The organism is Streptomyces sp. NPDC097981, assembly GCF_040302565.1.
In the GTDB taxonomy this organism is placed as follows: domain Bacteria; phylum Actinomycetota; class Actinomycetes; order Streptomycetales; family Streptomycetaceae; genus Streptomyces.
In genome coordinates, this window is sequence record NZ_JBEORW010000001.1 from 12,572 (window position 1) to 33,825 (window position 21,254).

18 protein-coding genes are annotated in these 21,254 nt (G+C 73.4%); 16 read left to right on the top strand and 2 right to left on the bottom strand.

Annotation, left to right across the window (positions count from 1 at the left end; all coding sequences use genetic code 11):
• The first annotated feature begins 39 nt into the window (after window positions 1-39).
• The 3 genes from ABTY04_RS00070 (at window position 40) to recQ (ending at window position 4,115) form a co-directional block, all read left to right on the top strand.
• Window positions 40-1,458 carry a phytoene desaturase family protein gene (locus tag ABTY04_RS00070; protein WP_352211000.1) on the top strand — a complete coding sequence of 473 codons (1,419 nt, stop codon included), beginning with the start codon at window positions 40-42 and terminating at the stop codon, window positions 1,456-1,458.
• Window positions 1,458-1,967, top strand: coding sequence for an O-acetyl-ADP-ribose deacetylase (locus ABTY04_RS00075; protein ID WP_352211001.1), 510 nt, complete (start codon window positions 1,458-1,460; stop codon window positions 1,965-1,967). Before ABTY04_RS00070 ends, ABTY04_RS00075 begins: the two co-directional genes overlap by 1 nt.
• A gap of 153 nt (window positions 1,968-2,120) precedes the next feature.
• Window positions 2,121-4,115 (top strand): DNA helicase RecQ, encoded by a 1,995-nt coding sequence (recQ, locus tag ABTY04_RS00080; protein ID WP_352211002.1) that lies wholly within the window; start codon window positions 2,121-2,123, stop codon window positions 4,113-4,115.
• Window positions 4,116-4,148: 33 nt separating this feature from the next.
• Here the strand turns inward: recQ and ABTY04_RS00085 are convergent, their stop codons facing one another.
• Window positions 4,149-5,072: a hypothetical protein gene (locus ABTY04_RS00085; protein WP_352211003.1), complete on the bottom strand. Its 924-nt coding sequence runs from the start codon at window positions 5,070-5,072 to the stop codon at window positions 4,149-4,151.
• 131 nt (window positions 5,073-5,203) lie between these two features.
• Here ABTY04_RS00085 and ABTY04_RS00090 point away from each other — a divergent pair, with 131 nt between their 5' ends.
• From ABTY04_RS00090 to ABTY04_RS00105, 4 genes are all read left to right on the top strand, one after another.
• Complete coding sequence (locus ABTY04_RS00090; RefSeq protein WP_352211004.1) at window positions 5,204-5,800, top strand: Pvc16 family protein; 597 nt, start codon at window positions 5,204-5,206, stop codon at window positions 5,798-5,800.
• Window positions 5,797-6,693 carry a hypothetical protein gene (locus ABTY04_RS00095; RefSeq protein ID WP_352211005.1) on the top strand — a complete coding sequence of 299 codons (897 nt, stop codon included), beginning with the start codon at window positions 5,797-5,799 and terminating at the stop codon, window positions 6,691-6,693. The genes ABTY04_RS00090 and ABTY04_RS00095 overlap by 4 nt, the downstream gene beginning before the upstream one ends.
• Before the next feature lie 23 nt (window positions 6,694-6,716).
• Window positions 6,717-8,591: a phage tail sheath family protein gene (locus tag ABTY04_RS00100; RefSeq protein ID WP_352211006.1), complete on the top strand. Its 1,875-nt coding sequence runs from the start codon at window positions 6,717-6,719 to the stop codon at window positions 8,589-8,591.
• Between the two features lie 69 nt (window positions 8,592-8,660).
• On the top strand, window positions 8,661-9,116 hold the full coding sequence (locus ABTY04_RS00105; protein WP_352211007.1) for a phage tail protein: 456 nt from the start codon (window positions 8,661-8,663) through the stop codon (window positions 9,114-9,116).
• A 27-nt stretch (window positions 9,117-9,143) separates the two neighbouring features.
• On the opposite strand, the gene ABTY04_RS00110 is transcribed toward ABTY04_RS00105, so the two are convergent.
• Window positions 9,144-10,370 (bottom strand): RNA-guided endonuclease InsQ/TnpB family protein, encoded by a 1,227-nt coding sequence (locus tag ABTY04_RS00110; RefSeq protein WP_352211008.1) that lies wholly within the window; start codon window positions 10,368-10,370, stop codon window positions 9,144-9,146.
• Between the two features lie 143 nt (window positions 10,371-10,513).
• On the opposite strand from ABTY04_RS00110, the gene ABTY04_RS00115 reads away from it, so the two are divergent.
• The 9 genes from ABTY04_RS00115 to ABTY04_RS00155 are packed head-to-tail and all read left to right on the top strand — an operon-like array spanning window position 10,514 to window position 21,236.
• Complete coding sequence (locus ABTY04_RS00115; protein WP_352211009.1) at window positions 10,514-12,559, top strand: hypothetical protein; 2,046 nt, start codon at window positions 10,514-10,516, stop codon at window positions 12,557-12,559.
• Window position 12,560: 1 nt separating this feature from the next.
• Window positions 12,561-13,145 (top strand): phage tail protein, encoded by a 585-nt coding sequence (locus ABTY04_RS00120; RefSeq protein ID WP_352211010.1) that lies wholly within the window; start codon window positions 12,561-12,563, stop codon window positions 13,143-13,145.
• Window positions 13,142-14,542, top strand: coding sequence for a CIS tube protein (locus ABTY04_RS00125; RefSeq protein ID WP_352211011.1), 1,401 nt, complete (start codon window positions 13,142-13,144; stop codon window positions 14,540-14,542). Before ABTY04_RS00120 ends, ABTY04_RS00125 begins: the two co-directional genes overlap by 4 nt.
• Window positions 14,539-14,718, top strand: coding sequence for a hypothetical protein (locus ABTY04_RS00130; RefSeq protein WP_352211012.1), 180 nt, complete (start codon window positions 14,539-14,541; stop codon window positions 14,716-14,718). Before ABTY04_RS00125 ends, ABTY04_RS00130 begins: the two co-directional genes overlap by 4 nt.
• A complete protein-coding gene (locus tag ABTY04_RS00135; RefSeq protein WP_352211013.1) occupies window positions 14,711-15,796 on the top strand; it encodes a phage late control D family protein in 1,086 nt (361 codons plus the stop codon). Before ABTY04_RS00130 ends, ABTY04_RS00135 begins: the two co-directional genes overlap by 8 nt.
• Complete coding sequence (locus ABTY04_RS00140) at window positions 15,796-16,461, top strand: phage baseplate assembly protein V (RefSeq protein ID WP_352211014.1); 666 nt, start codon at window positions 15,796-15,798, stop codon at window positions 16,459-16,461. Before ABTY04_RS00135 ends, ABTY04_RS00140 begins: the two co-directional genes overlap by 1 nt.
• Entirely contained in the window at window positions 16,458-17,999 is a 1,542-nt protein-coding gene (locus ABTY04_RS00145) for a hypothetical protein (protein WP_352211015.1), read from the top strand. Before ABTY04_RS00140 ends, ABTY04_RS00145 begins: the two co-directional genes overlap by 4 nt.
• A gap of 1 nt (window position 18,000) precedes the next feature.
• Window positions 18,001-20,751 carry a hypothetical protein gene (locus tag ABTY04_RS00150; protein WP_352211016.1) on the top strand — a complete coding sequence of 917 codons (2,751 nt, stop codon included), beginning with the start codon at window positions 18,001-18,003 and terminating at the stop codon, window positions 20,749-20,751.
• Between the two features lie 50 nt (window positions 20,752-20,801).
• Complete coding sequence (locus ABTY04_RS00155; RefSeq protein WP_352211017.1) at window positions 20,802-21,236, top strand: GPW/gp25 family protein; 435 nt, start codon at window positions 20,802-20,804, stop codon at window positions 21,234-21,236.
• The last annotated feature ends 18 nt before the right edge of the window (window positions 21,237-21,254 follow it).

The following is a 21,254-nucleotide window of genomic DNA, read 5'->3' on the forward strand; positions in this document are numbered from 1 at the left end:
ATCCTGGGAACGAAGCCGCCGGACGAAGGAGTCGCAAAGGTGCCGTCGATTCTCGATGCGGTCGTAGTGGGGGCGGGGCCCAACGGGCTGACGGCCGCCGTCGAGCTGGCCCGGCGCGGCTTCTCGGTGGCCGTGTTCGAGGCCGCGGAGACGGTCGGCGGCGGGGCCCGCACCGAGGAGCTCACCCTCCCGGGCTTCCGGCACGACCCCTGTTCGGCCGTGCACCCGCTCGGCATCGGCTCGCCGGTGTTCGCCACCATGCCGCTGAAGCGGTACGGGCTGGAGTGGCTGCACGCCCCGCTGCCGATGGCACACCCCTTCGACGACGGCACGGCGGCCGTGCTCTCCCGCTCCGTCTCCGAGACGGCGGCCTCCCTCGGGCCGCGCGACGCGGGCACGTACCGGCGGCTGGTCGAGCCGTTCCTCGGCAACTGGGACACCCTGGTCCGGGACTTCATGTCCCTGCCGTCGACCGCCCTGCCCCGGGACCCCGTCACCCTGGCCCGCTTCGGGATCGCCGGACTGCCGCCCTCCACCTGGCTGCTGAGCCGTTTCCACGAGGAGCGGGCGCGGGCGCTGTTCGCCGGGCTCGTCGCGCACGTCATCGCCCCGCTGGGCGGGATCGCCACGAGCGCCGTCGGGCTGGTCTTCGCCCTGGCCGCGCACGCGAACGGCTGGCCCATGCCGCGCGGCGGCTCGCAGTCGATCTCGGACGCCCTCGCCGGGTACCTGCGCGACCTGGGCGGCACCATCCACACCGGCTTCGAGGTCAAACGCCTCGACGACCTGCCGCCGGCCCGGGCGTACGTCTTCGACACCTCGCCGACCGCCCTGGCCCGGATCGCCCGGCTGGGGCGCACGTACGACGGCTACCGGTACGGCGCCGCCGCCTTCAAGCTCGACTACGCCCTGTCCGGCCCCGTGCCCTGGACCGCTGAGGCGCCGCGCCGGGCCGGCACCGTCCAGATCGGCCCGCGCGCCCGCGACATCGACGCGGCGCTCCAACTCGCCACGAGCGGCCGGGCCCCGCGCAGCCCCTTCCTGATCACCGCCCAGCCCAGCCTGGTGGACCCCGGCCGGGCGCCCGAGGGCAAGCACGTGTTCTGGGCGTACGGGCACGTCCCCGCGGGCTGGCAGGGCAACCTCACCGACGCCGTCGAGCGCCAGCTGGAACGCTTCGCCCCCGGCTTCCGCGACCTGGTGCTGGCCCGCGTCACCGCCGGCCCGCCGGAACTGGCCGCCCGCAACCCGAACTACGTCGGCGGCGACATCGCGTGCGGCGCCGCCTCCGGGCTCCAGCTGCTGCTGCGCCCCAAACTGTCCCTGTTCCCGTACACGACGCCCCACCCGGCCGTCTTCATCTGCTCCTCGGCGACCCCGCCCGGCCCGGGCGTCCACGGCATGTCCGGCCACAACGCGGCCAAGGCCGTATGGCGCCACCTGCGAAAGGCAACCTGATGGTGCGCATCACCCTCGTCCGGGGCGACATCACCGCCGAGGAGGCGGACGCCGTCGTCAACGCGGCGAACTCCTCGCTGCTCGGCGGCGGGGGAGTGGACGGGGCCATCCACCGGCGCGGCGGCCCCGAGATCCTGGAGGCCTGCCGGGCGCTGCGCGCCTCCCACTACGGCAAGGGCCTCCCGACGGGCCAGGCCGTGGCCACGACGGCGGGCCGGCTCCCGGCCCGCTGGGTGATCCACACGGTGGGGCCGGTGTATCAGGCTTCCGGAAGCGACCCGTCGCTGTTGGCCTCCTGCTACCGCGAGTCCCTGAAGGTCGCCGACGAGCTGGGGGCGCACACCGTCGCCTTCCCGGCCATCTCGACCGGTGCCTACGGGTGGCCGATGGAGGAGGCCGCTCGCATCGCGGTCGAGGCGGTCAGGGGTGCTGGGACGGCCGTGGACGAGGTGAGGTTCGTCCTCTTCGACGAGCCCGCCTATGACACGTTCGCCCGCGAGCTCCGCTGACCGCACACGGTTGCGACGTACCCACTGAGCCCGAGTCCCCGGCCACCGACGCTCCGACGAGACGGCGTACACGGCCTTCGAGGCGGCCCTGGGTCAGGCGGGCTTCCGGCGGAACCGTCCGGGTGTGTCCGTGGAGGTCGCTAGGCTTCTGGGATGAGCCTTGTCGACGCCCCCACCGAGACCCCCGATGCCCTGGAGGTGCTGCACCGCGTCTTCGGATACGACTCCTTCCGCGGTGAGCAGCAGCAGATCATCGAGCACGTGGCCGGCGGCGGCGATGCGCTCGTACTGATGCCGACCGGTGGCGGCAAATCGCTCTGCTACCAGATCCCGGCGCTGGTCAGAGACGGTACGGGCGTGGTGATCTCGCCGCTGATCGCCCTCATGCAGGACCAGGTGGACGCGCTGACCGCGCTCGGGGTCCGGGCCGGCTTCCTCAACTCGACCCAGGACCCGTACGAGCGGCAGGCCGTCGAGCAGGCCTTCCTCGCCGGCGAGCTGGACCTGCTGTACCTGGCCCCGGAGCGGCTGCGCACCGAGGGCACGCAGCGGCTGCTCGACCGGGGCAGGGTGTCGCTGTTCGCGATCGACGAGGCGCACTGCGTCGCCCAGTGGGGCCACGACTTCCGGCCCGACTACCTCGCGCTGTCGATGCTGCACGAGCGCTGGCCCGAGGTGCCGCGGATCGCGCTGACCGCGACGGCCACGGAGGCGACGCACGCCGAGATCGCGGCCCGGCTGGGGCTGGCGGAGGGGGAGGCGCGGCACTTCGTCGCCAGCTTCGACCGGCCGAACATCCAGTACCGGATCGCCGCGAAGAACAACCCGACCAGGCAGCTACTGGAGCTGATCCGGACCGAGCACGAGGGCGACGCCGGGGTCGTCTACTGCCTTTCGCGGGCGTCCGTGGAGAAGACGGCGGCCTTCCTGGTGGAGCACGGCATCGACGCCGTGGCGTACCACGCAGGCATGGACGCCCGCACGCGCGCGGCGAACCAGGCGCGCTTCCTGCGGGAGGACGGGATCGTGGTGGTCGCCACGATCGCGTTCGGCATGGGTATCGACAAGCCGGACGTGCGCTTCGTGGCGCACCTGGACCTGCCGAAGTCGGTCGAGGGCTACTACCAGGAGACCGGCCGTGCCGGCCGCGACGGCGAACCCGCCACGGCGTGGCTCGCGTACGGCCTCCAGGACGTGGTGCAGCAGCGCAAGATGATCGAGGGCTCCGAGGGCGACGAGACGCACCGCCGCTCACTGGCCGGGCACCTCGACGCGATGCTCGCGCTGTGCGAGACGGTCGACTGCCGCCGGGTGCGGCTGCTGGCGTACTTCGGCGAGGCGGCCGGGCCGTGCGGGAACTGCGACACGTGCCTGACGCCGGCCGAGTCCTGGGACGGCACGGTCGCGGCGCAGAAGCTGATGTCCACGGTGTGGCGGCTGGCCAAGGAGCGGCGGCAGAAGTTCGGCGCCGGCCAGATCATCGACATCCTGCAGGGCAAGAAGACGGCCAAGGTCATCCAGTTCGACCACGACGCGCTGTCGGTCTTCGGGGTCGGGGCGGACCTGGGCACCGCGGAGTGGCGCGGGGTCGTACGGCAGCTGCTGGCCTCGGGGCTGCTCGCGGTCGAGGGCGAGTACGGGACGCTGGTGCTCACGGATGCCAGCGGCGAGGTGCTGGGCGGCCGCCGCACCGTCCCGATGCGCAAGGAGGCGGCGCCTGCCGCGGCGTCCCGCAAGGCGTCCGGCTCGGGCTCCGGGAAGGCCGGGCGCGTTCCCGTCGACCTGCCGGCGGCGGCCGTGCCGGTCTTCGAGGCGCTGCGCGCCTGGCGTGCCGCGACCGCACGCGAGCAGGGCGTTCCGGCGTACGTGGTGTTCCACGACGCGACACTGCGGGAGATCGCGACCCGGCTGCCCGCCACGGCCCCGGAGCTGGGCACGATCAGCGGTGTCGGCGAGGCGAAGCTCGCCAAGTACGCCGAGGGGATCCTCGCCACCCTGGCCGAGACGGGCCCGGGCACCCCAGAGCCCCCGTCCGTGCCGGCCCCGCCGGCCCGGGGGGTGCCGCCGGAGCCCATGGCCCCGCACGCCGACGAGGAACCGCCCTTCGACTTCGACGAGACGGACCCGCCCTGGGACGACTGGCAGTAGCCCGGGCCGCCCGCCGGGGAGAGGCACCGGAGGTCAGGCCGCGTCGGTGGTCCGGTCGTCGTCCGGGTCCCCCTCCTCGGCCTCGTCGGCGTGCGGGGCGCACGGTGTGCACGGGGGGCACAGGCGGGTGTACTCCGCCATCACCTCCTCGACCGTCTCCTTCTGCTTGCGCTCGCACGCCTTCGCGCGCGTCTCCTCCTTGCAGAGCAGCTCGGCGCGGGCGCCCTCCAGTACGGCGATCGCCTGCCAGCCCTTGAGGACGCACAGCAGGGCCTTGCACAGGCAGTCGACGAACTCGGAGACGCTTCCGAAGCCCCGCCAGGCCTCCGTGATGCGGCGGAGCAGCACCAGCAGGCGCGCGTAGAGGCGTACGACGTCCTTGCCCAGGACCGCGTCGCAGACGTCCGTCAGCAGCTGGGCCGCCTCCGTCTTGATCTTCGCCGCGCGTTCGGGCAGCGCCGTCAGCTCGCCGTCCAGGCCGGTGAAGCAGGCCGCGGCCTTGACGGTGTCCGCCGTGTACCGGGCGATGCGCGCCGCGAGGGTGGCGACCGTGTCGTCCCCGCCGACCGAGTCGTCGAACACGCACCCGCAGTCGTCCACGCAGCAGCCCCAGCCGCCCGTGCACCTGCGGATGTCGTCGAAGACCTTGTCGACGGCCTGCTGGAGACAGTGGCGCTGCTCGTGGGTGACACGGCAGCGGATCTGCTCGCGGACCTTGCCGAGCGTCGCCGCCGCCTCGTCCAGATCGGTCTTCGCGGCCAGCCGGGCCTTGGTGTACTCGGTCCGGGCGCTGTTGAACTTCTCCTGGAATTCCCGAAGTTGGGGAAGGTGTTCCTGGGTGACCTCGGCCCGGCGCTGGATGCCCGCGGCAACGCAGGCGAGTTCGTCGATCGCGCCGGGATCGCAGCCGCCGCCCGTACCGGTGCCGGCCGGGTGGTGGTGAGAGGTGCTGCTCATGATGGGCTCTCCTCGGTGAGGGGGCAGGCGCACCCGAGTGTGGGCCGGGCGGTGTCACCGGTTCGTCGCGGCCATCGCCGCCGCTCCCCGGCGCAACGCCCCCGTGACGCGGGGAGCCGCAGCATCGGCCCATGGCTGGATACCGGGCACTCGCCGCCGTGGGGCGCAGCGTCGTCGCGCTGCTCAACCGGCGGTTCGCCGAGGAGATCCCCGTGGGGCGCTGCCCGGAGGCCGTCCTCGCCGGGCCCGTCGACTTCGACAAGGTGGACACCCCGGGTTCCGTCATCCGCAATCCGGCGGTGTCCGTCTACTGCTACCGCCTGAGCATCGACCGCGAGACCCGGCCCGCGCTGGCGGCGATGGCGGCCCAGGACGGGCTGCCCCGGCTGCCGCTGCGGATGCACCTGATGATCGCCGCCTGGGACCAGTTCGTGGAGGCGGAGCTCGAATGGCTCGGCCTCGTCGCCCGGATCCTGGAGAGTGAGGGCCCGCTCACCGGGCCCCTGCTGCACCCGAGCGGGGGCTGGCTCGCCGGGGACTCGGTGCAGATCGTCCCCGACGAACTGGCGATGGACTCGATGAGCGAGGCCTTCCAGGCGATGACCACCGACTACCGGCTCTGCCTGCCCTACGTCGCCCGGGTCATCCGGATCGACGGGCCGGCCGGGCCCGCCGCGGGCGAGGTCACCGTCGTCACCGCCGGGGCGGCGCGGGAGCCGCTCCGATGACGCCGGCGGCGGACGGGCCCGGACCCGGCGGGCCGGACCGGCGGATCACGGTGGAGGCCGGCGTGGTCGACGTACTGCACCGGCTCGCGCTGGCCGTCCGGCCGCTCGACGCCAGGAGCCGCGCCGCGGCCGGGCCGGGGCTGCGCGTGGGCTTCGAGAACCGCCCCGTCCCCGGGCGCCGACAGGGCGGGGAAGACCTCGTCCGGTCGCTCGAAGGGCACGGCGCCACCGGATTCGTGCTGCGCCACGAAACCGCCGGCGGCCTGCCCGCCGCCGTCACCGTACGCGTCGACGACCCCGCCCGCCGCTGGATCCCGCGCCGCTTCTCCGTACCGCTGTGGACCCGCGCCGAAGTCTCCGGCTCCGATGACCGGCCGCCCACCGCACCCCATGTCCGCGCCGACGCCCGGCTGCTGGTCCCCTGGCTGCTGCCCGGGCCCGGCTACCCCGTACCGCAGGGCACGACCGGCCTCCGGTTCCGCGTCATCCGCCCGGACACCGCCGGCACCCCCGTGCGCTGGCCGCGGGTGGACGCCTTCGGCCCCGGCGGCGTCCCGCTCGGCTGGGCCCACGGCGACGAGCACGGCCAGGTGCTGCTGCTGATCGACGGGGTCGGGGTGCTCCCGTACCCGGCGCCGTCCCGGTTCGCCGTCGCGCTGCGCACGCACGCCCCCGACCCGCTCGCGGACCGGCAGGCCGATCCGCTGGCGGACCTCGTCGCCGAGCCGATCGTCCGCAGCGCCAACCCGCCCCGCCCACAGGACCTCGACAACGAGGTGCTGCGCGGCACCGCCCGCCCGGCCGGGTACCGCACCGCCGTCGCGGACACCGTCCGCACGCTCACCGTCGGCCAGGTGGTCCACGCCGCCGACCTGCCCCACAGCACCGCCTGACCCGTGACCGAGGAGACCCGTACATGCCCGAGTACCTGACCCCCGGCGTCTACGTCGAGGAGACCAGCTTCCGTTCACGGTCCATCGAGGGCGTGCCGACCAGCACGTTCGGCATGGCCGGGCGGACCGCGTACGGACCCGTGCCGTACATCCTGCCGGGCGGCCCCACCGTGCTGCCCGGACCGGCGCTCGTCACCAGCTTCACCGAGTACGAACGGGCCTTCGGCGGGCTGAAGATCGGCGAGGAGGCCTGCCAACTCGCCCTCGCCGCCCGCGCCTTCTTCGCCAACGGCGGGCGCCGGCTCTACGTGTCCCGGGTCTTCCCGTTCGTCCGTACGAGCGCCGCCGAGGACGCACCCCCCGCCGTCGACGCCAACTTCGCCTCCCTGCCCGTCCCCGCACAGGGCACCCCGCTGCTGTACTGGCGGGCCCGCTGGCCGGGCTCCGCGGGCGCCGGGATCGCCGTCGCGGTGACCTTCCGGCGCGGCAAGAACATCCTCGTCGCCGGCAGCGACGGAGTGCCCCGGCTCACCGGCGTGCAGCAGGGCGCCGCCGTGGAGGTCGTCCAACTGAGCGGCGGGGCGGTGCCGTCCCTCACCGACGACACACCGCCGGTGCGCGACCAGGTCAGGACCGTCATCCGCCGTGCCGACGGAGTCCTCGGGTATCTGAAGGGCGAGAGCGATTTCGAGCCCGTCGCGGCCGGAACCGCCGCCTTCCATCTGACGCTCGCAGTCACCGTACGCCTGGGCGACCGCGTCGACGTGTACAACGAGCTGGAGCTCGACGACCGGCACCCGCGCTCGGTGGGCAACGTACTCCAGGCCGCCGATCCGGCCGACGAGTTCTCCCTCGTCTGGCTGGACACCGTGAAGCCCGCGGCGGCAGCGCCGCCGCCGCCCCCCGGCGCCCGGCTCGACGCCCTCCTCTCCCTCGGGCAGCCCGGCACCCACCTGACCCGCGGAGGCGACGGGCTGGAGCTGGCGGCGAAGGACCTGGGTGGCAAGGAGGCCAATCCGGACAGCCTCACGGATCCCGCCCGCGGGCTCGGCGCGCTCGCCGAGATCGACGACATCGCCATCGTCGCCCTCCCGGACACCGTCACCCTGGGCACCGGCGAGCAGAAGACCGCCGTGGACCTCCTCATCGGGCACTGCGAGCGGCTGCGTTACCGGATGGCGATCGTCGACCCGCCCCGCGACAGCTCGCTCTCCGAAGTGCGCCGATTCCGCGCCCAGTTCGACACCAAGTACGCCGCCCTCTACTACCCGTGGGTCCGGATCACCGACCCGAGCCGCCGCCCCGACCCGGGCGCACCGCCGCCGGTCATCGACGTGCCGCCGTCCGGATACGTCGCCGGCGTCTACGCCCGAAGCGACGTCGAGCGCGGTGTGCACAAGGCCCCGGCCAACGAAGTCCTCCTCGGCATCAACGACTTCACCACCAACGTGACCTACGACCGGCAGGCCGTCCTCAACCCCGAAGGCGTCAACGCCCTGCGGTTCTTCGAGGGCCGGGCCCGGCGCGTATGGGGCGCCCGGACGATGAGCTCGGACCCGGAGTGGAAGTACGTCAACGTGCGCCGGCTCTTCATCTACCTGGAGCACTCGATCGAGAAGTCCACCCAGTGGGCGGTGTTCGAGCCGAACAACGAGCGGCTGTGGGCCTCCGTCCGCCAGACCGTCGAGGACTTCCTGATCGCCGTCTGGCGGACCGGTGCCCTGCTCGGCACCAAGCCCGAGGAGGCCTTCTTCGTCCGCTGCGACCGCACCACCATGACCCAGAACGACCTCGACAACGGGCGGCTGATCTGCCTGATCGGCGTGGCACCCACCTACCCCGCCGAGTTCGTCGTGTTCCGCATCGGACAGTTCACGGCTGACGCGCAGCGCAGCTGACACCCACGCCGGCGCCCACACCGACGCAGACACGCACGCCGACGCGCCCAGGAGAGCGGGAGACCACCCATGGCCACGCGCAACAACCCCTACGGAGCCTTCAACTTCCTCGTCAAGCTCGGCGACACCGGCGGCGAGGACCAGATCGCCGGCGGCTTCTCCGACTTCAGCGGAGCCGGGAACGAGGTGAAGTTCTCCGAGTACCGCAACGGCAACGACGCCGAGAACCACGTCCGCAAGATCGCCAACACCAATACGACGAACGACGTCACCCTCAAACGGGGCATCATCGGCGACCTGCGGCTCTTCAACTGGATCAAGGCCACCCGCGAGGGCGCGTACGACGCCCGCACCGTCACCGTCACCCTGCACGACGAGGGACGTCAACCGGTCTGCGCCTGGGTGCTGCGCGCCGCCCAGCCGAAGAAGTGGGTCGGCCCCACCCTCACGGGCAAGGGCGGCGGCGAGGTCGCGATGGAGGAACTCCACCTCGTCGCCGAGCGCATCGACTTCCAGTCGCTTTGAACCTCCCCGCTCTGCAGGCGGGGATTCCTAGCTCACTATGCCTGACCCCTGGCAGGGGGCGGGTCTTACAAGATCAGCACTAGCCGGGTTGAGACCAGCCCGGACGAGCATCACGCGGGCGGAGTTCTTGTCCCTGGGAGACGAGACTCCGCAAGCGGTGCACGTATACGTCCTTTCGGAAAGGGGGAGTGCGTGCTTGGTTCTCGCTCCGCACTGTGCGCAGTCCATGGTGGTGTGCGCGGGGTGCACAAGGTGCAGGTTCCGGCCGTGCTTGCGGGCCTGCTCGATCAGCGCCGTCTTGGTGGCGCCGATCGCGGCATCGGCCGCCTTGCGGGCCATCGTGGACTTCGCGAGGAAGCGCGGCCGGAAGTCTTCCACGGCGAGGTGGTCGAAGTCCCGGACGACCGTCTTGGCCCACTTGCGGCCAGTGTCCTGCCGCTGACGGGCGATCTTCTTCGACACCTTCGCCGCAGCCTTCCGGGCCTTGCGGTACCCGGCAGTGTCGGGCCGGTTCTTGGGCGTCGCACGGCGGGCCATCATCCGCTGATAGCGGGTCAGCTTCGAGGCCGCCGTCTTCCCGTGCTCGGTGTGCGGGAGATCGTGGGCGTCGGAGGTGGTGGTGGCGGTCTCTTTCACGCCCCAGTCCACACCGATCACCGCGCCGGTGTCCGGCAGTGGATGCGTCTCGACCGTCACGACGAACGACGCGTACCAGTGCCCGAGGCTGTCCCGGTACACACGCACGCTGGTGGGGTCGGACGGCAGGTCACGCGACCACACGACCGTCAGCACGATCCCGCCCGCCAGGTGCAGACGACCGTCCTTGATCGAGAACCCGCGCCGCGTGTAGTTCAGCGACGGCGCGGCCTCCCGCTTCCGCTTGATCCGGGGCATCCCGGCCCGCTGTCGCACCGGCAGCTTCGCCTTGATGTCCTTCACCGCCTTGGCACGGGACTTCGCGAAGTCCCGGATGGTCTGTTGCTGCGGTACCGAAGCACCCTCACGCAGCCAGGCCATCGACCGGCGGGCCTCGGTCAGCATCTTGTCGAGCTGCGCCGGACCGCACGTGATCTTCTGTTCGGCGTTTTTGTCGAGGGCGTGGACTTTGCGGGACACCGCCACGCACTCGTTCCACACCCACCGGCACCGCGCCCAGTCGGCTTCGAGGCCGACAACCGCGGTGGACGACACACGAAGCCGGTACGTGTACCGGGCGCGCCAGGTCACGTCGTCGGCCAGCGGTGTCGTCGTCATGACCGCAACCTAACAGCCCCCACTGACAACGGAAGAGAGTGCAGGTCAGAGCAGATTTGCAGAGAACTCCGCCGCTCCGCGGCTCCGCTCCAAGAACCCATTCTTCCCCGGCCTGAAGGCCGGAGCGTCCTGGGAGGAATCAGGTGAGCCCCGCCGGATCCACCGGACTGCGCCTCGGGGCGCCCGGGGTGTACCGGGACGCCCGCCGGCCGCCGCCCTCCTTCCGGCCGGTACGCCTGGACATCGCGGGATTCGTCGGCGTGGCACCGCGCGGGCCCGTCGACGAGCCCGTCGCCGTCGACCGCTGGACCGACTACCAGCGGTACTTCGGCGGCTTCGAGGGCCCCGGGCTGCTCCCGTACGCGGTGCGGGCCTTCTTCGCCCAGGGCGGGGTCCGGGCCCACGTGCTGCGGGTGGCGCCACTGCCGCGCGCCCCGCACCCCGCCGCCGAGGAGGCCTGCGCCCTGCACCGGATCACCCTGGCCCGCGCCGACGCGCCCGGCGCCGACCCCGGGAGCGGGGCGCCCTGCGAGATCGGGCTGCGCGCCCGGAACGAGGGGAGCTGGGGCGGGCGGCTCTCGGTGCGCTGGGAGTTCACCGCCGCCCCGCCGTTCGAGACCGCCGCGACCGGCCGGGACCTGGCCCTGCCCGAGGGGCGCATCCCGCCCCCCGGCTCCGTGCTGCGGGTACGGGGGCCCGGGCTGCCGGCCGCCGGGGGCTTCTTCCGCATCCTGGAACTGGCCGAGCGCCAGGACGCGTCCGGGGCGCGCAGCCGGGTCGCGGTGCTGGACAGGCCACCCGGCGGCGGCCGGTCCGGCGGTACCGGAGCCCGGCCGGTCACCGTCGAGGCCGAGCTCGTCACCGCCACCGTCACCGTGGCCGACGGCGACCCCGCGTATCCCCGCCAGGAGCGGTTCGCGGAGCTCGGCCTGGGCCCCGCGCACCCCCGGTACGCCGCCTCCGTCCTGGCCGCCGAATCCCTGCTGGTGGCCCCCGACGGGCCGTGGCCCGGGGCACTGCTGCCGCCCGACGTGTACCTCGGCTCCGCGCTCGCCCGCCCCGTCCGCCCCGGCGCGGACCGCTACGAGGGCATCGGCGCCGACAGCTTCCAGGGACCGGTCCCCGCCGAACTGCTGCCCGTCGGCGGCGTCGAGAGCGCCGATGACCCCGGATCCCCCGAGGCCGTCGGCATGGACCGGATGGCGCTGGTCCCCGAGGTCGCGCTGCTCTGCGTACCCGATCTGCTCTGGCAGTACGGCGAGTCCCTCCCCACCACCGAGACACTGCCCCGGGAGGTCGGCGCCCGCTTCGCGCCCTGCCCGCCGCCGCCCGCGCCCCTGACCCTGCACCCGGCCCGGCCCCGCGGCCTGCTCCTGGACAGCGCCGCCCAGCTGCCCGAGATCCTGCGGCGCCAGCAGCGGCTCGTCGCCCTGGCGGAGCGCCAGCGCCGGTTCGTGGCCCTCCTCGACGTGCCGCCCGGTCTCCCCGTCCGCGCCGTCGCCCGCTGGCGCGCCGCCTTCGACAGCACGTACGCCGCCGCGTACCACCCCTGGCTCGGCGTCGTCGGGCCCGAAGACCTCCCCCAGCCACCGCCGGGGGTGCCCCCGGACCGCCGGGCGGTCCAGGTCCCGCCCTCCGGATTCGCCGCCGGCATCATCGCCGGGCGCGAGCGGAGCCTCGGACTGCCCTGGGGCCCGGCCAACGCCCTGGCCGCCGACGCCGTGACCGCCGCGCAGCGTCTCGGCGACGCCGACTGCGACGAGCTGCACCTGCTCGGCATCGACGTGTTCCGCGCCGAGCCCGCCGGCTACCGGCTCGCCTCGGCCCGCACCCTCTCCCGGGACCCCGACTACGTCCAGCTCAGCGTGCGGCGGCTGATGACCATGCTGCGGCTCGTCCTGGACCGGCAGGCCCAGGGACTCGCCTTCGAGCCGCACACCCCGCAGCTGCGCGACGCACTGCGCGGAGCCGTCGTACAGCTGCTGCGCGGGCTGTACCGCAGCGGTGCGTTCGCGGGCGACAGTGAGGACGAGGCCTTCTTCGTACGCTGCGACGAGCGCCTCAACCCCGGCTGGTCACAAGGGCTCGGACGGCTCGTCGCGGAGATCGGCGTGGCCCCGGCCCAGCCCCTGGAGTACCTCGTCCTGCGGATCGCGCAGGACGCCGACGGCGCCGTGGCGGTGACGTGAGGTGAGCGTGCCCGAGCTCGTACAGACCTTCAGGTTCCGGGTGCGGCTCACCCGCAGCGCCGCGCCCGGCCGGACCGCCGAGCCCCCTCCTCCCATCCCCCGGCCGCCGTCCGAGGCCGGCGCGCCCGGTCCGGGCGCGGTGGACCCCGGCGCGGCGGACCGGGCCCCGGAACGGCTCGGCGACGGCGGGTTCCAGGAATGCGCCGGGCTGGCCCTGGAGGCCGATGTCCGCGAGTACCTGCAAGGCGGCGCGAACGACGAAGTGGTGCGCCGGGTGGGGCGGGTCAGGCTCCAGCCGATCGTCCTCAAACGGGGCATGCTCGTCGCCGCCGACGGCGGGAGCGCCGACACGAGCCTGTGGGACTGGCTGCACGGGATGGTCGCCGGCGGCGCTCCGGTACCCCGGTACGACGGCGACGTGGAGGTGCTCGACCCCGCGGGCCGACGCGTCGTCGCGCACTGGACGTTCGTCCGGGGACTGCCGCTGAAGATCACCGGGCCGACGCTCAACGCCAGGACGGGAGAGATCGCCGTGGAGGAACTGCACATCGCCCACGAGGGCCTGCGCCTGGAGCGGACCCCGTGACGGGCCTGGTCCACGCCACCCTGCAGCAGCTCACGGTGGTCGCCCAGCGGGGAAAGGACCAGCCGCCCCTCGCCCGGGAGGCCGAGGGCAGCCGGCCCTTCGCCGTGCAGTTCAACCCGGCCACGCTGCGGATCAGCCGCAACAACAACGTCGACCGGGGCGGGGCGACCACGAAGAGCCAGAAGGTCCAGCATCCCGCGCAGGAGGCCTCGACCCTCACCTTCGACCTGGAATTCGACACCGCCGAGCAGCGCTCCGGCGGACAGTACGTGGACGTGCGCCGCTGGACCGCCCTGGTACGGCAGTTCGTCGAACCTCCGGCGAAGACCTCCGACGCGCCGCCGGCCGTCCGCTTCGTCTGGGGCACGCTCCGCTACAACGGCATCGTCACGCAGGTCAACGAGGAGCTCGACCACTTCGCCCCCGACGGCACCCCGCTGCGGGCCAAGGTCGGGGTGACCCTCGTCGAGCAGAATTTCGCGTACCAGGGCCATGTCGAGGGCCCCGGCGCCCGCGACGCCCGCGCCGCCACCGAGGCCGGCGACCAGGGGGCAGGCGCCGCGCCGGGTTCGGCCGGCACGAACCGGCCCCAGAAGGTCGTCCAGGCCCGGGACGGGGAGTCCGCCCAGCAGCTGCTGTCCCGGCTCGGGCTCGACCCGGCGGCCTGGCGCGGCGCGATGAGCGGGCTCGACAGTCCGCTGACCCTGGCCGCGGGGGCCTCCGTACAGCTGGGCGCGGAGGTCTCGGCGGGGTTCGGCGCGGCCGCGGGGATCAGCCTCTCGGCCGGCTTCGCCGGGGACGCCGCGCCGACCTCTGTCGGGGGCCTGGCCGCTGCGCTGGGCCTTGGCGCTGCGCTGGGAACGGGCGGTGGGCCCGGGGGCCCGCAGTCCGGGAGCAGCCGCGGACCGGGGACGGCGGGCGGCGCCCCCGGGGCGGATCCGGCGCTCGCCGGATTCGTGCTCAGCGCCGGGGGCGGAATCGGCGCCTCGGCGGACACCGTGGTGGGCGCCGCAGTGGACTTCGCCACCGAGCGGGCCCGCCAGAGCTTCGAGGTGCCGGCCGCGGCACCGGCCGGAGCACGCGGACCGGGCCTGCCCGGACCGGCCCGGTACGCCCCGCCGCCGGTCCCCGACCGGCGCTCCCTCAGCTACGGCCAGGGCGTGCCGCTGCGTGCCCGCGCCGACCCCGCGACGCTGGCCGAGGTCCGGGCCGGCGGCGGCCGCAGCCTCGCCGACCGGGCCCGGCGCGAGGAGATCCCGGCGCCCGATCCCGGAGCGGCCCCCTGGGAGCGGCTGCCGCCCGCCGGGCCCGGCCGGGCCGCCGCCGACTGTGAGCAACGCGGCCGTGACGCGGGCCCGACCACCCTGAGGTGGACACCGCGAGGAGGCCCGCCATGAGCGTGTACATCGGAGAGCTGCACACCGAAGTCGTGCCCGCGGGCGGCGCCGCCCCGCCGGCCGCCGCCGCGGACGGGACCGGCGGGAGGTGGGCGGCCGCCGAACACCACCGCGAGGCCTGCGAACGGGCCGCCTGGCTCGCCGCCCGCGTGGCGGCGGAGGGCTTCGATGACTGAGGCGGCGGTCGCGACCGTATCGCCCGTCTTCGAGGTCGGCGGCGCACTCGTCAAGGACCTCGCACGGGACTGCGTACGCCTGGAGGTCACCGAAGGCGTCGAGGGACTGCGCACCCTGCGCGCGCACTTCCTCGCCGTCGGCGCCGGAGCCAAGGGCCCTCAGGACCGGCTGCGGCACCTCGACGGGTCCACGGTCGGCCTCGGCAGCGCCCTCAAGGTGGCGCTGGGCCCGCAGTCCCGCCAGCGGTTCGTCTTCGAAGGCGTGGTCTCCGGCCTGGAACTCGTCCTCGGCGACGGCGAACCGCCGCTCGTCCTCGTCCACGCCGAGGACGCGCTGATGCGGCTGCGGATGACCCGGCGGATGCGTACGTACCACGACACCACCGACGCGGGAGTCGCCGAGGAGGTGGCGCGCGAGCACGGCCTCGGCGCCGACGCCGACGTCCCCGGGCCCCGCTACGACGTCGTACAGCAGCTCAACCAGAGCGATCTCGCCTTCCTGCGGGAACGGGCCCGGCTGGTCCAGGCCGAGCTGTGGGCGACGGGCCGCACCCTGCACTTCCGCCCCCGGGGCAGCCGCGGCACGACCGCGCAGACCCTCGTCTACGGCAGCGAGCTGATGTCGGTCCGGCTCGCCGCCGACCTGGCCCACCAGCGCAGCGAGGTCGTCGTGACCGGGTACGACGCCGACCGGCGCGAGGTCGTCGACGAGCGGGCCGGCCCCGAGGTGGTCGAGGCGGAGACGGCCGGCGGCCGCACCGGGCCGCGACTCCTGGCCCGGATGCTGGGGCCGGGCACGAGCCTGCGTGTCCGGGAGGCCGCCCTGACCGCCGAGGAGGCCGAGAGCTGGGCGCGCGCCGAAATGCTGCGCCGCGGGCGCCGGTTCGTGACCGTCGCGGGCACCACCAACGGCAGCCCCGATCTCGTCGTCGGCGGGCGCCTCGTCCTGCGCTCGGTCGGCGCGCCCTTCGAGGGGGAGGGGTACCACGTCACCCGGATCCGGCACACCTTCGACGCGGACCACGGCTTCCGCACCCGCTTCGACGCCGAACGCTCCAGCCTGAACGAGGTGGTGTGATGTCCCTGCCCGCCCCCGTGGACGGCTCCGCTCCCGGATACTTCGGCGTCTACCCGGCGTTCGTCACCGACATCGTGGACGAGAAACGGCTCGGCCGCGTCGAGGTGCGCTTCCCCTGGCTCGGCAAGGACGGGGACCGCGACGTACGCGCCTGGGCCACGCTTTGTTCCCCGTACGCCGACGACGAGCAGGGCCTGCTGGTGCTGCCCGAGGTGGGCAGCCAGGTCGTCGTCGCCTTCGAGGCGGGCAACCCGCGCCGCCCGTACGTCCTCGGCGCGGCCTGGAACGGCCGCACCGCCCTGCCGTACGAGCCGCAGGACGCCAACAACCTGCGCGCCCTGCGGTCGAGGGCGGACAGCCGGCTGGAGTTCGACGACACCCGGGGCGCGGCCAAGGTGCGGATCACGATGGCGTCGGGCCACGAGGTGACCCTCGACGACGCCGGCCGGCAGGTGACGATCCGGCACAGCGGCGGCTGCGTGGTCCGGCTGACGCCGACGGCCGTGGAGGTCCAGGCGAACGTGTCCGTCGACGTCAAGGCGCCCGTGGTCGCGGTGAACGCCCCGCTGTCCACCTTCAGCGGCCTGGTGAAATGCGGAACGCTGGTCACCGAGCAAGTGGTGATCTCCCCGGCCTACACCCCCGGCGCAGGGAACATCTGGTGACCGCCGCCGAGCACGGCTTCAAGGTCCTCGCCCCCTGGTACGCCTGCGAGCGGGGGCACTTCGACCGCTTCGACCCCTCGGCGCACCCGCCCGCGCTGCAGAAGTACGCCTCCGCCGAGTTCGTACGGGCGCTCGTGGAGGACCCGCGCGACTCGCTGCGCTTCGATCCCGACGAGGACGTCTGGTCGTTCCCGGTGCCCGTCGCCCTCGCCGACCGCGGCCCGGGCCGGGCCCGGTTCGCCACCCACCAGCTGGTGCGCACCCGGCTGCGCAAGCTCTACCAGCCCAGCCACGAGCGGTTCTACGCGGTCGTCGTCGAGCTGTTCTGCGACCGGCCCGGGCTGCCCCGCCCGCAGTCCGCGGAAGGCCTCGACGTGGGGTTCGTGATGCGCCGGCGCCACGTGGAGACGGACGCGCCGCCGAAGGTGCTGCGCACGCTCACCCGCCGGCTGACGGCCGAGCTGCTCGCGGCCGGGAGGCAGACGGGCTCGGATACGGGCCCGTACGTGTCGGAGGCCCAGGACGTGCTGTGGGCCGACCTGGAGCACCGTACGGCCTTCGAGGACGGCAACCGCGCACTCCTCGGCCAGGTCAACCTGAAGAAGGAGACCCAGGCGTGGATGGCGGGCGCCGCGGGCGGACAGTGGCGCCGGCTCGGGGAACCGCCGGCGGCGGGCCGCCCCGAGGACCGGGAGCAGGAGCTGCCGATGTGGCGGCTGCCCGCCCGCTCGGGTGACTGCACGCACGGATCGCCCCCGCCGGAGCGGTCGCTGTGGTTCGGCGTGGTGCCGACTTCCTCTGCCGACCACGACGACCAGGGCGCCCCCAAGCTCGACGACCGCTCCGTGTACGAACTGCGCTGCTTCGTACGGCGCGCCCCGCGGCCGGGCCACGAGCACTGCCCGCCGCAGATCTCCTGGAGCAAGCCCACCGAGCCGTTCCGGCTCGCGTCGTTCTTCGACCCCGAGGGCACCAAGAACCGGAAGATCTCCATCACCATGCCCGACTTCCGGGCGGTGGCCGCCCGGGCCGCCGCACCGCCCGGCCCCGGCGGGGTCGCGATCACCAGCCCGCCCGGCTCGCAGATGTCCTTCGATCCGGGCGGCGGCACGCCGAGCGGTGGCTCGGTGGTCGGCACCTCCCCGCGGACCTGCATCTTCGCCCTCGAAATCTTCATGATCGTGGCGTTCTTCGTGTTCAGCATGTTCCTGCCGATCGTGGTGTTCCTCTTCCAGCTGTGGTGGCTGCTCGCCCTGCGCTTCTGCCTGCCGCCCTCGCTGGACGCGGCCGCCGCGCTGAAGGCCTTCTTCGACGGCACCAAAACCCTCGCCGACATGGGACAGGCGGAAACGGACGCCTTCGACGAACTCCTCGGGGCCAAGGGCGCTGGCGCCCGCCTCAGGGACGCGAGCGACTCCTTCGCGCAGGACGACCTCGACGACCTGGTGGACCTGGTCACCCCGCCCGCCACCGCCCCGGTCCCGGTGCCGCCGCAGCCGGAGCCGCCGGTGGACGACCCGCTGTGCGAGGGGGGATGAGATGGCCGCTCCGGCCCCCGCGGCCCGCGAACCGGCCCGCGCTCCCGTCCCGGCTCCCGCCGCACCCGCACCGGCCCCCGCGGCCCCCGCACCCGGCGCCGGCCCCGGAAAGCTCGCGGACGAGCTGTCCCGCGTGGTCGTGCCGCCCGACGTCCCCAAGGAGGAGCTGGCACTGCAGGGCGGGGCGGCGCTCGCCGTGCCCGCGCCGGTCGGGGAGTACCTGGACCGCAAGGGGGCCGCAGGCGGACCCGTACGCGTCCGCCTCGGCCAGATCGCGGCCGGCACCCTCCACCTCCGCAAGACCGACCAGGGAATCGTCACCGGACCCGGGAGCGGCTTCCAGGCGGTCCCGCTGCTGCACCTGCTGCTGCTGCCGCTGCGCACCGAGGGCATCGAGCCGGTGCTCGCCCTGCGCGTCCACGACGGCGTACTGGAGGGGCACGCCTCGGCGCGGGTGAAGGGCGTACTGCTGGACGGCCCGCTCGCCCTGCTCGGCCGGATGGAGGCCTCCGCCAAGGCGCTGGGCTGGCACGGCGTGGGCGGTCTGCGGCTGGCGGGCGTGGAGAACGAACTGCGCGGCGCGACCCTCGTCGTGAAAGCCGGCGGGATGTCCTTCACGCTCGGCGGCTTCCTCAGCGCCTCCGGGAGCCTCGGGCTTGCCAACGAGCTGGTCACCTTCGACGCCGTCGCGAAGGGCACGGTGGCCGGGCTCGGCGCGGTGGAGGTGCCGGTGGTCCGGGGTCCGGACGGGGCGCTGTCCGGGAAGGCGATCGTCGACGTGGCGCTGCGCGGGTTCACCGGGCAGGTGACGGCCGCCTTCGCGGCGGGGCTCGTCGACGTACGGGGCACCGTGCGGTACGCGAACGACAAGTTCGACGGCCAGGTGACGCTGGTCGCCACCGATGCCAGGACCGCAAAGGAATTGACGGACAGTCAAATACCGGAGCAGGTCAAGTCCTCGAAGGCGGTGACCGGGGAAGCTGCGGCTCCGGATGCCGCGGCGGCCCCGGCGGAGCCCGCGGGTCCGCGCCCCGGCCCCCGGGTGGTGGCCGGCTGGGGCACGGTCAGCGTGCAGCTGGCGGACTGGCTGCGCGGTGAGGCGCTGGTGATCGTCGACCATCGCGGCGATGTGACGGTGGTCGGCAAGATCCTGCCGAAGATGGACAAGCCGCTGTTCGAGCAGAAGGACTACCTCAAGCAGCTCGCGAAGTTCGAGGTCCGCGCGGCCTACGGAATCCCGTTGGTCGGCAATGTCTTCCTGTTCGCCAACATCGGCCTCGAAGCGGTCGCGAAGATCGGCCCGGCGACACTCGACCGGATGGAGCTGACCGGTACCTGGTCGACCAAGCCCGAGGTGCTCAAGAGCTTCGGCCTGACGGCGACGCTCAACATCTCCGCGTTCGCAGGCCTGCGGCTCAAGGCCGAGGGAGGCGCGGGCATCCAGCTCCTCGGCCACGACATCAAGGCGGGCATCGCACTCATCGCACTGGCCGGTGTCCGCGGCTACGTCGAAGCCACGCCCTCGATCGGCTTCCGGGAGGTCGCCGATCCGAAGGCGGGCAAGCACGGGGAGTTCTTCCTGGCCGGGCACATGGAGATCGCGGCCCAGCCCTTCCTGGGGCTCGGCGGCGAGCTCTTCGTCGAACTGGACAGCCCGTGGTGGTCCCCGGCGCCGGACAAACGCTGGAACTGGCCGCTGGCCCAGCTCGAATACCCGCTGCCCGGGGAGTTCGGCATCGGGGCGGACGTCGAACACGTCCTGGGTTCCGGGAAGGTCCCCGACATCACCTTCGGCGAGGTGGACTTCAGCCCGGACAAGTTCATGACGGACCTGGTCGACGACCACGTCCCGGCCAAGTCGGCCAAGGACGAGCAGAAGAAGGGCGCCTGGAAGGACCCCGGCGGCCCGGCAGCCCCGTCGAAGGCTCCCGCCAAGGCTCCCGCCAAGGCGCCCGCCAAAGCGCCCGCGAAGGCCCCCGCCGCGCCGGCCCCCGCCCCGGCCAAGGGCAAGCCGGACAAGGACGGGCACACGGTTCCGCCACCGGACAAGAAGGACCGCTGGCTGGCGGGCCTGCAAGCACTGGGTCAGCTCGCCGAGCGCTCGCACAAGGACCCGTACGACGAGACCGAGCTGCGGGACGCGCTGGCCGGGATCAGGAAGAAGCACGGCTTCGTCGTACTGGACGCCGAACTGGAGGCGGACAAGTGGCAGATCACGGCCGGGATGAGTCCCAAGGCGAAAGCTGTGAAGGTCGACGCCGCGCCGAAGAAGGCCGGGGCCGAGGGCGGCACGGAGGGCGTCGACCGCCGTGTGCTGAGCAAGAAACACCCCAAGTACCTGACCGACCATCTGCCCGCTTTCAAGGGAGGCCGGTACCAGGGCCTGAAGAAGGAGGACAACACGAACTTCGCCGGCACGGAGATCAACCACATTCCGCCGTTCAGCGTCTACAAACACCTCGGCAAGCCCACGTACGGCCAGGGTCCGGCAATCCAGATGGACAAGCAGGACCACCGGGGGCGGAAGGACAGTTCGGGCGAGTGGACCGACCATCCGCGGGCCGCGAGTACGGGGTCCTGGGCCGAGGCCGCCGCGCACCGCGCCAAGCAGCTGCGCCTGATGGAGGCCGAGCGGTTCAAGGCCGCCGTCCAGATGGACATCAAGGACATCCAGTCGAAGTTCGGCAACAAGTACGACAAGGCCATCAACATGATGACGCCGGAGCTCGAAAAGGAGGGCTGGTGGAAGTGACCCCCGCAGGGGAGACGCCCCGGTGACGGTCACTGCGGAGCATGGACGGCATGGCAGCATCTGACGCCCTGACATCCGCCCCCGGCCCGGGAGCCCCGTCCGCCGGCGAGGCCCGGCTCGGGACCGGGGTGCGGTTCCCGTTCCGGCCCGGAAGCGGAGGCGGGCTCGGGTGGGTCGCGGGGGCCGCCGCGATCCGGCAGTCCGTCGAGACGATCCTCGACACCGAGCCCGGGGAGCGCATCATGCGCCCCACCTTCGGCTGCGGACTGCGCCGCCACCTCATGGCCCCCAACACCCCCGCCACCCGCACCGCGATCGCCGCGGAGATCGGCGAGGCGCTCACCGCCTGGGAGCCCCGGATCCGGGTCACCGAAGTCTCCGTGACCCCGGGGGAGGAGCCGACCCTCGTGTGGATCGACATCGCCTACGTGCACCTGCTCGACCTGCGCCCGGACAATCTCGTCTACCCCTTCTACCTGCGGTAGAGGCCGGGTGACGACGAT